The organism is Actinomycetospora corticicola, assembly GCF_013409505.1.
Classification (GTDB): domain Bacteria; phylum Actinomycetota; class Actinomycetes; order Mycobacteriales; family Pseudonocardiaceae; genus Actinomycetospora; species Actinomycetospora corticicola.
On record NZ_JACCBN010000001.1, the window covers coordinates 6096510 to 6109896 of the forward strand.

Genomic DNA, 13387 nt, shown 5'->3' on the forward strand with positions numbered 1-13387 from the left:
GCGGGGTGAGCGAACGGACCGCCCTGCGCTGGGCCGCGGCGCTGCGTCAGGAGCTGGATGCGCAGGCGGAGCGGGTGTCATGAGCTCGCGAGTGGCCGGCCTCATGACCGAGCAGTGGGGGTGGCAGCCGACCGCCTGGCTGGAGGACGGTCTGCCGACCTGGCGATGGCGGTTCGCCCCGCGTGGGCTGATGACGCGCCGTCAGATGCGGAGCGCTGGACTCGCTCCAGGAGGCCGGCCACCGGTGGCGCGCGTCGTCTGCCGGCGGGGCCGTCGGTGGGCTGCGCTGTGGGACGGCAGCGAGCTCGTGGCAAAGCGGACTCCTTCGGCGGCGCAGCTCGACGCGGTGCGCCGTGCTCTGGCTGCTCGCCGCTGGTGCGGGAGATGTGAACAGGACGTCGGCTATTGCATCCAGGTCTCGCTCGGGCTGTGCGTGGACTGCCATGCAGCTGGTCGCGGCGGTGGCGGCCGTGGGTGAGCCGAGGCAGGTGCGTCCGGCGGTCGCAGCGGCTGAGAACGCGACCCACTGGTGGCGCACTGCGGTCGCCGCACAACGGGCGCTCCGGGCGGAGGCGCTCGAGCACGCCGACTTCTACGACCTCACGGCTGAGGCGGTCGGGACGTTGCGCTCGATCGAGGAGCTCGCCGAGCTCCTCGCTCGTCAGGTCGGTGGCTACGGCAGCGGGCGGGTGCTGCGCGACGACGCCGGGTGCGACCCGGCCGCGCGACTCGTACGCGCGGTCGCCGACGTCGCCTCTCTGCGGATCGCGGTCACTTCTGCGCTGGCCGAGGGCGAGCGCTTCTGGTCGTCCATCGGCCACATCGGTCTCGAGATCGACCCCACTTCCGGTCCTGAGGAGGGACGGCCATGAATACGGCAAGTCTGGTCCTGCTCGTCCCGCTGGCCCTCGCGGCCTGGGTCGCGTTCCGGCGCGGTGCCCGCCGGCCCGCCGCTCTGTTGGGCGCTGCCGCCGCGCTGCCCGGTTACGCGTTCCTGACTTCGCTGACCTGGCCTTTCGTGCTCCTGCTCATGGGCCTCGGTGGGCTGCTGGCGTGGCAGCGGCTCGCGCGGACGTCGTCGATCGTGTCGCGCTGGTCGGGTCGGAGCCGCCGCAAGGCTGGCGTCGCCTCGAGCGTGGACATCGCCCGCCGGGCGGGTGCGGTCGCGATGCTGGCGATGGCGGCGAAGGTCCGGCCGTCGCTGGCCGGGCTATCCCGGTGGGAGCGCTGCCGGGTCCCGGTCGCGCAGGTCGCGGTAGAGCTGGTTCGGGTCGGGGTGCAGCGGGTCTGGTCCTCGGTCGAGGACGTCGTGCTGATTTTCGGCGGGCCTCGGACCGGCAAGACGGGCTGGCTCGCTGGCCGGGTGATCGACGCGCCGGGTGCTGCGGTGGTGACCTCGACGCGTACCGACCTGCTCGAGTTGTGCGCGCCGCTGCGACCGGGCCCGGTCTACGTGTTCAACGCGGTTGGGCTCGGTGATCGAGAGACGACGCTGCCGTTCGACCCGCTGGTTGGGTGCGAGGACCCAGTCACCGCGGTCGAGCGGGCGACCGACATGGTCGCCGCCACCAGCCGTGGCTCGGCGTCGGGTGATGCGGAGCGGTGGGATTCCCAGGCCCGCCGGGTGCTGGCGGCGCTGCTGCACGCCGCCGCGTTGGGTCAGGCGTCGATGTGGCAGGTGCTGGAGTGGGTCGCCGACAACGACCAGGCCGCTCACGAGGTCCCCGCCCTGCTGCGCCGTTCGCAGGTGCAGGCCTTCGAGCGGGACGCCTCGCAGTTCATCACCACCAACGACCGCACCCGCACGTCGATCACCAACTCGATCATGCCCGCCCTCGGGTGGCTCAATCACCCGGCCGCCGCGGCCGCGGCGCAGCCGGGGGCGTCATTCGATGTCGCCGAGCTGCTCGATCAGAAGGCCACCGTCTTCTTGCTGGGGGCGGAGGAGGCGAACACCGGGGCGCTGGTGTGCGCGCTGACCGGGCACATCGCTCGTGAGGCCCGCCGGCTGGCGAAGGGCGGGCGGCTGGATCCGCCGCTGACGTTGGCGTTGGACGAGGCGGCGTTGATCTCGCCGGTGCCGCTGGAGAACTGGTCGGCGGACATGGGCGGTCGCGGGGTCACGATCGTCGCGGCGTTCCAGTCTCGGGCCCAGTTGCTCGACCGGTACGGCCCGCACAAGACCGCGACGATCCTGAACAACACCGCCTCGGTGATGCTCTTCGGCGGCACGCGAGATCGCGACGATCTGCAGTTCTGGTCGACCCTGGCTGGGGAGCGCGACGAGCGGATCACCACCACCGACCTGCACGGTCGCGTCGCGTCCCGCACGGTGCGCAAGGTGCCGGTGTTCTCCCCGGCGCAGATCGCGAACCTCGCCCCGGCGCGGGCGATCGTGTTCCGCCGCGGCATCGACCCCGTCCTCGGCCGCGCGCGCATGGCGTGGCGGCGCCGAGACGTCCGTGCCACTTCGGCCGGCTACCCGGCCGCGGCCGCCGCGCGGGGTGTGCGGGCTCGGCTGCTGTACACGCGGCTGGTCACCGTCGGTCGAGCTGCGGCGGCGGCGAGCGCGGCGAAAGCCGGGTTCGCGACGGCGGGTCGGGTCTTGTCGTCAGCGTCGGTTGCCCGTGAACGGCTGCGGTTCTGGTGGGGACGACTGCGGCCGACGGCGTGGACCCGTCGTCGAGAAGAGCGCACCCAGGCCCAGCGCCAGAAGCTCGGCCTCGACCGGTCCTGGCGGCGCCCGGAGGGTGAGCCGCGGGTCAGCGACGCGCTGCGTGTGCCCTCGCAGCGCCTGGTCGTCGAGCTCGATCCCGCACCTGACGACGCTCGCGACGACGAGCCGGTCGGCGGGGGCGAGCGATGAACCTCGCCGAGGCGTTCGCGACCTGGCAGGCCTGGAACGAGCGCAACGTCCTCGAACAAGCGCTGCGCCGCGCCGAAGCGGTCGGCCGCAACGAGGACACCCAGCAACTGCGCGACAGCCTCGCCGACGACGCGGACGCGCCGTCGGCCCTCGAGGCGCTGGCCGCGCAGCACGAACTCGCCGAGCGATTGGGCAGGTGGCGGTGGCACACCATCACCGTCGCGCGGGAGCAGGGCGCCACCTGGCGAGATGTCGCAGCCGTCACCGGCTCCGACCCGGTCGCCGCGCAGCAGGCCTACCGCGACCGCGTGGCGCAGGCACAGCGCGCCGCGGCCGAGCTCGACATCCCTTTCCGCGACGCCGAGCGCTACCGCGCTGCTGGCCGCGAGGACACCGACTTGCGCGCCGACTCGCGCGCGGCGACCTCCGAGGAGAACCCCGCCATGACATACCCAGACGACCTGCGGGTCGAGCACATCAGCGGTCCCGACCAGCTCGACGACGGCCCCGTCGTCGGCGAGATCGCCCTGCCGGGCGGCCTGCCACTGGACGAGGACGACGACGACCAGAGGTGGGAAGAGGCCTTCGAGATCGCCGACCGCGACGGCTACGTCGTCTTCGACCCCACCGCCCCGGGCGGCTTCCGACCCCTCACTGCCGACGAGCGCAACGAACTCACCGCGGCCGCCGAGCCGACCCGCAGCCCCGAGGGACAGCCCGACCATGCGGCGTACTGGAACTCGCCGGAGGGCCAGGCCCGCGTCCGGGACTGGGCCGTCGAGACAGAGGCCCCGGAGAAGGCACTCGAAGCCGGTCCGCGCGATGACCCGGACGAGCTCGAGCAGCGACTCGACGACCTGCGGGTGCGGCTCAGCGGTTACACGTGGCGCGAGGGCATCGACCGCGACGAGGCCCTCGTCGACCGCCGGGAGCAGCTCGGCCGCTGGTACGCCGACGACCAGGCCGAGCAAGACACGGACACTGAGCTTGACGACGACGCATCGCAGGACGCCTTGCCGTCGGGTTGGCAGATCGAGTGCGGACCCGATGTCGGGAAGTCGTCGTGACCCGCCGGCCGCCGGGCGCCACGCAGGGCGGGGAGGAGTTCGCCCGCGCGGAGGCGCTGGCCGGGCTGGCCCGGGAGGTCGACGGGCTGCGCCGCGCCGTGACCGCGGTGACCGGGGTCCCAGCCCGGGTCGATGACCTCGCTCGCACGCTCGCGCAGCTCGCGGACGCCGTGACCGCAACGCCGACGCGGCCGGGGCCAGTACCGGCTCCTTCGTGGCTCGCGGCGCCGCGGGAGGACCCGGAGCAGCTCGCTGCGCTGCTCGGGGCGCTGGGGGAGTGGCTGGGGATGGTGTTCCTACGCTACCCGGACGCGTCGTCGGTGCTGCCGGAGTGCTGGCTGTGGCACCCGGACGTGGTCGAGGAGCTGCTGTGGCTCTGGCAGGCCTGGATCGCCGCCTACGAGGCTAAGGGCGCGTCGGTACAGCTCGCGGGGGACTGGCACGACCGCCAGCGGCCCGGGGTGGTGCGTCGCCTCAAGGCTGCGGTCGGGTCCTGCTCGATCGAGCGGCACCAGACCCGCACCGGGTGGAACGAGCGCCCCCGCTCGACCGGCACCGTGCCCGGCCTTGATGCCATCGCCCAGATCGCCGACTGGTGGGGGACCGCCCGCGACCAGCCGGCCCCGGAACCGAGCGGTAGCTCGAGCTCGTCGATCCCCGGCTTCCTCGGCGCGGGACCGGGCACAGGGACTGGACGGCGGCGGTGACCGCGCCGACGACGGGCCGGTGGACCCGGGCGGCGATCTGGGGTCCGGGTTTGGCGGTCGCGGTCGGCGCGGCGGCGGCGACCGCCCATGGGCTCTATGAGGTCGCGGTCGCTGCACGGGTGCCGGCCGGGATCGCGTGGCTCTACCCGTTGATCACCGACGGGCTCGCGCTCGTCGCCTACGCCGCCACCGCGCGATTGTCGGGAAGGCCGGCGCGCTACGCCTGGGCGGTCGTCGTGATCGCCGCCGGTCTCTCCGGCCTCGCCCAGGCGGCCTACCTCGCCGGCGAAGGCGACGGGGTCGCGACGCCGAGCGCGCTGCGCTTCGGGGTCGGCGCGTGGCCCGCGATCGCCGCGGCCGTCGTCGCGCACCTGCTCTATCTCCTCGCGCACGACACCCCCGACGCCCCGCGTCCGGCCGACGCTCCGGTTCAGGGTTCGGCAGTCGACGGTGTTCAACCGCTGCTGTTCACGCCGCCGGACGTACAGCCGTCTGCGCTGTCCGAGGCTGTTCACCCCGCCCCGGCCGCTGATGGGGAGAGGGGGCGGTCGGACCCGGTTCGGGCGGCGGCGTCGCCGCTGCGTGACCGGGCGGAGGCGACTGCGAGGCGGCACGCCCGCCGCAACGGCCGTTGGCCCACGGTCAGCGAGCTCGAGGCTGCGGCCGAGGTCTCGCGCGGCACCGCTGCGGCGGCGCTCAAGGCCCTGCGGGCCGCGCCGCTGCCCGCACCGCGCCTGCTCGCCGATTCCTTGGCGACGACCCGACCGGCGACCGCGGTCGACGAGGCGAGCGAGTCCCGCGACGACAACAACGAGGCCCAGACACCGTGACCACCACCCCGAACCAGACGACGAGCAGCAGCCAGACGAGGACCGATCAGCAGCCCAGCACCACGAGAAGAGCAGAAGAGAAGAACAGCGACGCGACGAGTGGGCTCCGAGCAAGCAGACCGACGAGCCACCAGCGAGGAACGACAAGATCAAAGGCAGCACACCTATGCATCACGATCCGTCGGTGCCGCCTGCGGCGGGCCCAGGGCGTTCCGCGCCCGGTCGTCACGATCGCACCGGTCATGGCTGTTGATCTCCAGGTCAAGACCGAGAAGGGCAGGCAGCGTCGCCTGGCGGATCTTGATTGCGAGTTCGGGCGGTGGGGCTCGTGCTGAGCGTCGCGTCGGGCTACTCACCGGACTACCTGCTCAAGGAGGTCGCGACCGGGCGGGAGAGCTACTACACCGGCGCGGTCACCGGTGGGGAGCCGCCGGGGCGCTGGTGGGGCGCCGGCGCGGAGAAGCTCGGCCTGACCGGATTGGTCGACCCGCAGGACATGCGCGCGGTCTACGAACGGTTCCTCGACCCGCGCGCCGACGGGTTCCGGAACCCCGAGCGGTGGGACGAGCTCGCCGAGACCGCCACTCTCGGGCACGCCGGTCGGCGGTATCCGAGCGAGGACGAGCTGTACGCCACCGCGCTCGAACGGGAGCCGGACGCCTCGGCTGAACGCCGCGCCGAGCTCCGGGTCGAGGCGGGCAAGGCGACCCGGCACAACGTCGCCTTCCTCGACGTCACGTTCAGCGTTCAGAAGTCGGTCACCGTGCTGCATACAGCGTTCGAGGCCGAGGAAGTCGCGGCCCGCGCCGCGGGCGACAACGAGGCCGCGGCGGCGTGGGGCGAGTACCGCCAGGCCGTCGAGGACGCCATCTGGGCTGGCAACAACGCCGCGCTGGGATACCTGTCCGAGCGCGCTGGCTACGCCCGGGTCGGGCATCACGGTGGCGCGGCTGGCCGCTACGTCGACGCCCACGACTGGATCGTCACGTCGTTCTTCCAGCACGACTCGCGCGACCACGACCCGCAGCTGCACATCCACAACCCGGTCCTCAACCGCGTCGAGGGCCCCGATGGCGTCTGGCGCACCCTCGACGGGCGCAGCATCTACCGCTTCCGCCCGGCCGCGGCGGCGGTCGCCGAGCGCACCACCGAGGAACGGCTCGGCGCGACTCTCGGGGTGCGGCTGGCGATGCGCCCGGACGGCAAGGCCCGCGAGGTCGTCGGGGTCGACGAGGCCGCCACCGACCTCTTCTCGTCCCGACGCCGGGCCGTGTCGGGCAAGGCCGCGGAGCTGATCGCCGAGTTCGAGGCCCGGCAAGGTCGTGAGGCCAACGGCCTCGAGCGCGACCGGCTCTCGCGTCAGGCCACGATGGCCACCCGTCAGGCGAAGTCCCATGACGGCGAGACCCGCACCGAGTTCCTCGACCGCGTCGACACCAAGCTGCGAGCCGAGGTCGAGCACGGCCTCCGTGGTGTCGCGCAGCAGGTTCTCGACACTCGCACCGACACCCGTGTAGCCGACCCCTGGACCCCGGGCGCGGTGCTCGAGACGGCCTTGGCCGACGTCCAGTCCAAAAGGGCCGGCTGGACCCGCGCCGACCTCACCCGCGCCATCAACGACGCCCTGCCCGACACCCTCGGTCTCACCGACGGCACCGACGTCGCGGCGCTGCTCGACCAGCTCACCGAGGAGGGCCTCGCGCTGGCGACCCCGCTCGACACCGCCCGCCCCGCTGCCGCGGACCTGCCCGACGAGTTCCGTCTCGCTGATGGCCGCTCGGCCTACGAGGCCTCCGGCGCTGCCCTGTTTGCGACCCCGACGCACGTCCACACCGAACGCGCCATGCTCAGCGCCGTCGCCCGCCACGACCTCCCACCCGCGGCCCCGCTGCACGCGATCGACACGTTCCTGACAGACCTGCGCGACACCGGCTTCGACCTCGGTGCGGACCAGGCCGCCGCGGTGCGCGGGGTCCTGACCTCCGGCGCCCGGGTCGAGACGCTCGTCGGGCCCGCCGGGACCGGCAAGAGCTTCGTCGTCGGCGCCATCGCCCGCGCCTGGTCACATCCCGAGCTCCGCGGTGCCGGAGCACGCCGCGTGTTCGGCGTCGCCACCAGCCAGATCGCGACCGACGTCCTCGCCGCCGAAGGCCTCAGTACCCGCAACGTCGCCCGCTGGCTAGCCACCCAGGACCGGCTCGCCGACTCGCCGGGCAACTCCCACGACGACGACCGCGGCTGGCGCCTGCACGCCGGTGACCTCGTGGTCGTCGACGAGTCCGCCATGACCGACACCGCCGCTCTGACCCGCATCCACGACCACGTCGAGCGCGCCGGCGGGAAGCTGCTGCTCGTCGGTGACCACCGCCAGCTCGCCGCCGTCGGCGCCGGCGGCGCGATGGAACTACTCGCGAACGCAGGCGCCCGCTACGAACTCGCCGACACCCGCCGCTTCACCGCCGCCTGGGAAGGCCCCGCCTCACTGCGGCTGCGCGACGGCGACGACACCGTCCTGCGCGACTACCACCGCGAAGGCCACATCCTCGACTGCGGCACCCTCGACGACGCCGAAGCCTCCGCCACCCGAGCCTGGCTCGCTGACACCCTCGCCGGCCGCCGCTCCGTCCTCGTCGTCGACACCAACGACCAAGCCGCGCGCCTCGCCGCCCGGCTACGCGCCGAACTCGTCAGACTCGGCCGCGTCGACGAGCACGGCGTCCCCCTCGGGCGGGACGGGACCATAGCCGGGGTCGGTGACCTCGTCGCGGCGCGCCGCAACGGCTGGGAACTGATCGGACATGCCGGCAACGGCAAGGCCCCGATCAACCGCGAGGTCTACCGCGTCACCGCCGTCGGCGACGACGGCGCCCTAACCGTCGCCTCGACGCGAACCGAGGGCGCGCCCATCGTCTTGCCGGCCGAGTACGTCGACCGCGACCTCTCCCTGGCCTACGTCGGCACCGTGCACTCCGCCCAGAGCTTGACCGTCGACACCAGCCACCTCGTCGCCTCGCCGTCCTCCAGCCGCGCCGCGACCTACGTCGGGCTCACCCGCGGCCGCGAGCGCAACACCGCCCACACCGCCACCGTCTCCGCGCCGAACGACGCCGCGCGCGGTCTGACAGCGGACCATGCCGTGCATCGCGACCCCGTCGCGGTCCTCGCCGGCGTCGTCGCCCGCGAGGACCGCACCGACGACGAGTCCGCCCTCGCCATCGCCACCCGCTCCGCCGACGAAGCCGACAGTGCACGCACCGCGGGAGAGTTGTTCGCCGACGCCGCTGCACTCGCTGCCACCGAGCGGACCGGGCGCTGGCTCGACGACCTTGCCGCCGACGGCACCATCACCACCCACGACCGACAACGCCTCGCCGCCGAAGACGGGGCGGCATCGCTGAGTCGCGTGCTGCGTCGCGCGGAGCTCGCCGGAAACGACCCAGAGACAGTGCTGCGCGAAGCCGTGACCGACAGACCTCTCGACGGAGCCCGCAACCTCACCAACGTCATCCACGCCCGCGTCCGCGACGCCCACGACTACGACCCCGCCGGCAGCACCTGGACCGACTGGGTCCCGACGACGGGCCGCGACGACTGGGACCGCTACCTCACCGGCCTGGCCGAAGCCGCTGACGACCGCGCCGCCGAACTGGCCGAACAGCTCGCCGCCGAACCACCGTCGTGGCTGACGGAGGCCCTCGGGCCGGTGCCTGAGCAGCTCGCGGATCGCGAGTTCTGGCTGGAGAAGGCGGCCGCCGTCGCTGGGTGGCGCGAGCTCAATGACCACGAGGATCCAAATGACGCCCTGGGACCGGCCCCCAGCCCGGGGCAAGTCGAGGCGTACGCCTCCTTCCGAGCCGCGTGGCGGGCCCTCGGCCGACCGGAGATCGACCGCGAGGAACTCGAGCTCTCCGACGGCCAACTCCGCGTTCGAGTCCGCGCCCACCAGCGCGAGGCCGCCTGGGCGCCGCGCTACGTCGGCAACGAACTCGCTGGCACCCGCCAGGCTGCTGATCGCGCTGAGCAGGACGCCCAGCTCCGTCGCGCTGAAGCCGAGACAAGAGCCGACGAGCAGGAGCGCGCCCAGGCGCTGCGCGAAGCCGAAGAGGCCCGCTCGCTCGCCGAGACCCTGCGGGCGCGAGCCGAGGAGCTCAGCGAGCTCGACGACGCCCGGTCGCAGTGGCTCGCGCACACCTCCGGCACGCGCGCTGCTGCGGATCGCGCCAAGGCCGAGCTGGCCGCCCGGCACGCCGACGACGTCGACCCCGAGCCTGCCGTGACCGCGGCCGAGTGGCTGGCCGCGCATCGCGAGTCGGTGGCCGAGGACGAGAAGGACAAGGTCGTCACTGACGAGGACGTCACCGACCGGCCAGACGAACTCGCGTCAGAAACGAGCGACGACAAGCCCGACGAATTGGCCGAGCCAGAGGGCTCAGAGCGTGACTTGCGCGAGGTCGCTGCGTACGAGCCGGGCCCGACGAACGAGGACGACGTGCGCGTCCCGACCGCTGACGAAACCAGCGCCGCAATCGGGCGGGCGAACCGTGCGCTCGTCGAGATGAAGGCACGGGACGAGATCGACGCCGCGGAGGAGGCCGATCACCGCAGCGAGCAGCTCGCCGACTGGCAGGCGCGCGACGCCGACGTCGAGACGGAGGACGCGACCACGGAGGTGGACGAGCCGGTCGAGGTCTAGCGAGCTGACTGCTCTGCCAGAACCTCGTACGGGGGCGGCCCTTCGCGCCGCCAGGCCCACCGCAGGGTGTCCCGCACGCCCTCGCACCAGCCCGGACGTGTCCGCGCCAGCCGCGGCCGTCGTTGCTCGAGGGTCAGCGCCTCGACGTACTCGGCCTCGATCAGCTCCTCGTACGGAACACCGCTCCGTCGGGAAGCAGGGGAGCGGAGGAGCCCAGCCGGCCCGCTCGACAACCTCACCGGTGCGGTCGCCAGCCAGCGACACGTCGTTGCGACCGCGCCCGCGTACCAGTCGTCGACACCGCGGTCGTCGTGCTCCGAGGCCGCCCGCCACACCGCGACGAACTCGTCGCGCTGCACGCGGACGTTTCCAGGCGGCAGCCCAGCAACGTCGGCTTCGGTCACGTTCACCTGCTCAGAGTGACGCCATAACCGGGGAAAAGCGACTTCGCGGCCTACACAGCGCCTGCGAGGCTGATGACCGCGAGTACCCCGACGAGGAGGACCAGTACGATCGCCCACGGGAGCGGGTCACGTCCGTCGTCGAGTCGGAAGAGGTGGACGGCTCGCCAAGCAGCCGTCGCCACCACCACCAGCAGCAGGAGCCCGCGCGTGGGCCCGATCGCGTTGACTACGTCGACCCCGCCCCCCGTCACGGGAGGCAACGCTACGAACTACTTGCCGACTTGTGTGGTCGATTGGTGAAATTGGCTCCCGCGGGGCCCTCCCTCCCGCGCGGAGCGAGCGAGCCCGTCCGCGCGAGCGGTGCTGTCGAGGGCTGGCTCGCTGGCGAGTGGCCATTGTGGTGTGGCTGGCCCACGCAGCGGGCGCTGAAGTGGACCGCATATGAGCCGCGCTTGTCGGGTTTCAGCGGGACCCCCGAAGCGCATATGTGACCGTTGGAAGTTAATCGGCTAATTCGACCCACATCGTTCTGAGCTGGGTCCTCTGACTGGCGGCGATCTGACGAAACTGGTTACTTAGCGAGACTGTTTCCATGCGAGCAACTACTGATTGGAAGTCGTCGACGGAATCTCTGGTAACCTTAGTCGCCGTTCCGTACGCCAAGACATAGGTTCGGTTCTTGCTAAATACGTCCAAGAAGTCTTTCTCGGACATCTGGGTTCTACCTCGCTTGACAAGTCGAGCGTGGTGTCTCTTCAATCGATCAGGAGAGTCCGACCTCAGGTCGTTCTCGATCAGCGTGGCGGAATTGATTACCTGCGACCGCACGTCGCGCATCTTCACGTCAAACCCGTGCTTGAGGTGGATAATAAAAACGCCCTCGTTTGTCCATGCCAGGGTGTCGAAGAGCTCGACATTGTCAGTAAGCACGCGATCGCCATTGATGCCTGCAATCAAGCTCGCGGCAAGTTCGTTGTACTCTTTCTCGGCAAATTCTTCTTGCCATTGCGGGAGGCCGAGAGTTGAAGCGTCGAGATCGGTCTCTTCTAGAACGGTGGCAAGGTCCTCGGTCACCAGCCTTACGTAATCTCCGTCAACGCGATACCAGCGTCCCGCGAGGAGAAAGTAGGTCTGACCCTCGTGCTGCATCTCGCCATGAAGATGCTCGAACAATGTTCCATTTGTTCCCACATCCGCACCAAGCTCAGGACAGCGAGATGCAATGGAAACGTCTCCGAGGAGAGGTTCTCCGCCTGCAAAGCCATCGAGGACTTCAACGACCTCACCGAGGCTCGGTCGATGGTCGCTCTCAAGGAGTGTCTCGGACCCTTTCGTCACAATGTACGTATCTGCATTGGCGTAAAGGGTTGCTTCTACATGCGTCAACGCAAAATTCGCCAGGTTCCTCTCGGTGAACAGCTTTGAGGAGAGCTCCTTCTTCAGAGTCTCTATGAGGCCCTTGCTTTTCCGAGGGTTGAGCAGTGCGATGGAATCGAGAACCCTCCACTCGTCATCTTCTGGAAGCTCGGCCTCGCTAGTCGCGAGCGTCCAGCGCATCAGCTTGATCAATTTTTCGAGACTCTCGACCCGCGGAGTAAATTTGATCGAGCTCGCCACTTCAACCCGCATCGATTTCTTGTGTCCATAGATCGAGACGAACTCCGACTCAGCAAGAGTGTCAGTGCGAACTTGTCCGCTGAGCGCCGTCCACACGTTCTCCAGGGACTCAGTGTGAGTGATGCGCCTCGGGTCGCGAAAATTTACGTCAGTCGCAAGTGCGGCGCCCGTGAGTGGACTCGAACGCGCTCTCTTCACCTCTGGCTGCGCCACTCGCCGCGCCACTGCAATCGGAAAAGAGACATCGATAAAGCGTTCGAAGACGTGGGAAGCTTGGCCCCCCGTGTGCGCGAATAGTTCGTCCTCTATCGCGACGAAACCGATGAATTGCTGATTTTGGCTCCGAGCCTCCCTTATCTCTACACCTGCTGGTTGGTAAAACTTCGACCACGGGCTTGCATAGCTCCTAGATGTAACATTGCGGTAGACCAGCAGATGGCAACCCTCGAACTCCCCGGAGTCCTCAAGAGCAAATGTGAGCGCCTTCTTGTTGCGATTATAGGCGTCAACGATCTTCTCGGGGAGGGCTGATACCGCAATATCGTCGCTTTGTAGGAATGCTCTGATCTCCACAACGTCGAGCCGAAAAATGGGCGGGGCGTTGAGCCCTGCCTGCGCTGCCGCCACTGATCCCCCCCACCGTGCACTCATCGCTTGCCTTGGGTGTCGAGATCTTGGGAGCAACTGTTACCAGGATGAAGCCAGCTTCAGCTACGAACGTGGACGACCAGCGGCCGCTGGAAGGCACTGACCAGCATCGAGCTCGTGCCGCGTCGAGCCCGGCGTAGAAGCGCTGCAGGGGAACGGCGCCGGTCTGCGCGGCGGCTGAGCCGACGACGCTGCGGCTCAGGTCGGGCAGCTCGCTCCACTGCGGAGCTTCGTAGCCGAGCCAGGTCACCGCCGCCGTCGTCCCGGGGGTGGTGTCGGGGTCGTACTGGGCGCTGAGGAACTCGGACTGATCGCGCAGGTTGGCCATGTCGGCGTCGTAGCCCTTGAGGCTGCCCTGGACGGTGGCTAGCCGCTCTCCCCGTCAGGGCGCCGTCGTCGTCGCTGCGCGACCGGACTTCGTCCGGCCCTTGACCGCGGGCCTCGGCGGCCCCCAAGCACTCGAGGCGCGTTGGAGGCCAGGAGGCGCCTCCACTCAGCACCCGCGCCCACCAGCCCGGCCTCCGACCGTGGGGTCCGTCTACTTCCGGGAAGGAC

General features: G+C 70.4%; 9 protein-coding genes and 1 pseudogene. 7 read left to right on the top strand and 3 right to left on the bottom strand.

Annotation, left to right across the window (positions count from 1 at the left end):
• Positions 1-205: 205 nt before the first annotated feature.
• The 7 genes from BJ983_RS32780 (at position 206) to mobF (ending at position 10163) form a co-directional block, all read left to right on the top strand.
• The gene (locus BJ983_RS32780) at positions 206-478 is read left to right on the top strand and encodes an RRQRL motif-containing zinc-binding protein (RefSeq protein ID WP_425484820.1); all 273 of its coding nucleotides are present in this window, start codon (positions 206-208) and stop codon (positions 476-478) included.
• Positions 444-872, top strand: coding sequence for a hypothetical protein (locus tag BJ983_RS29735; RefSeq protein WP_179797120.1), 429 nt, complete (start codon positions 444-446; stop codon positions 870-872). Before BJ983_RS32780 ends, BJ983_RS29735 begins: the two co-directional genes overlap by 35 nt.
• The gene (locus tag BJ983_RS29740; protein WP_179797121.1) at positions 869-2866 is read left to right on the top strand and encodes a type IV secretory system conjugative DNA transfer family protein; all 1998 of its coding nucleotides are present in this window, start codon (positions 869-871) and stop codon (positions 2864-2866) included. Before BJ983_RS29735 ends, BJ983_RS29740 begins: the two co-directional genes overlap by 4 nt.
• Entirely contained in the window at positions 2863-3933 is a 1071-nt protein-coding gene (locus BJ983_RS29745; protein ID WP_179797122.1) for a hypothetical protein, read from the top strand. Before BJ983_RS29740 ends, BJ983_RS29745 begins: the two co-directional genes overlap by 4 nt.
• Positions 3930-4640, top strand: coding sequence for a hypothetical protein (locus BJ983_RS29750; protein WP_179797123.1), 711 nt, complete (start codon positions 3930-3932; stop codon positions 4638-4640). The genes BJ983_RS29745 and BJ983_RS29750 overlap by 4 nt, the downstream gene beginning before the upstream one ends.
• The gene (locus BJ983_RS29755) at positions 4637-5470 is read left to right on the top strand and encodes a hypothetical protein (protein ID WP_343054421.1); all 834 of its coding nucleotides are present in this window, start codon (positions 4637-4639) and stop codon (positions 5468-5470) included. The genes BJ983_RS29750 and BJ983_RS29755 overlap by 4 nt, the downstream gene beginning before the upstream one ends.
• A 328-nt stretch (positions 5471-5798) precedes the next feature.
• The gene (gene mobF / locus BJ983_RS29760) at positions 5799-10163 is read left to right on the top strand and encodes a MobF family relaxase (RefSeq protein WP_343054422.1); all 4365 of its coding nucleotides are present in this window, start codon (positions 5799-5801) and stop codon (positions 10161-10163) included.
• Here the strand turns inward: mobF and BJ983_RS29765 are convergent.
• From BJ983_RS29765 to BJ983_RS29775, 3 genes and pseudogenes are all read right to left on the bottom strand, one after another.
• A complete protein-coding gene (locus tag BJ983_RS29765; RefSeq protein ID WP_179797125.1) occupies positions 10160-10567 on the bottom strand; it encodes a hypothetical protein in 408 nt (135 codons plus the stop codon). The genes mobF and BJ983_RS29765 overlap by 4 nt on opposite strands.
• A gap of 501 nt (positions 10568-11068) precedes the next feature.
• On the bottom strand, positions 11069-12757 hold the full coding sequence (locus BJ983_RS29770; protein WP_179797126.1) for a DUF6119 family protein: 1689 nt from the start codon (positions 12755-12757) through the stop codon (positions 11069-11071).
• A pseudogene (locus tag BJ983_RS29775) lies at positions 12690-13178 on the bottom strand (alpha/beta hydrolase); the annotation flags it as partial. The gene BJ983_RS29770 and the pseudogene BJ983_RS29775, both read right to left, overlap by 68 nt.
• Positions 13179-13387 lie beyond the last annotated feature (209 nt).

Coding starts and splice junctions, on each gene's coding strand:
- BJ983_RS32780 (WP_425484820.1), top strand. CDS start 206: ATGCGGAGCGCTGGACTCGCTCCAGGAGGCCGGCCACCGGTGGCGCGC.
- BJ983_RS29735 (WP_179797120.1), top strand. CDS start 444: ATGCAGCTGGTCGCGGCGGTGGCGGCCGTGGGTGAGCCGAGGCAGGTG.
- BJ983_RS29740 (WP_179797121.1), top strand. CDS start 869: ATGAATACGGCAAGTCTGGTCCTGCTCGTCCCGCTGGCCCTCGCGGCC.
- BJ983_RS29745 (WP_179797122.1), top strand. CDS start 2,863: ATGAACCTCGCCGAGGCGTTCGCGACCTGGCAGGCCTGGAACGAGCGC.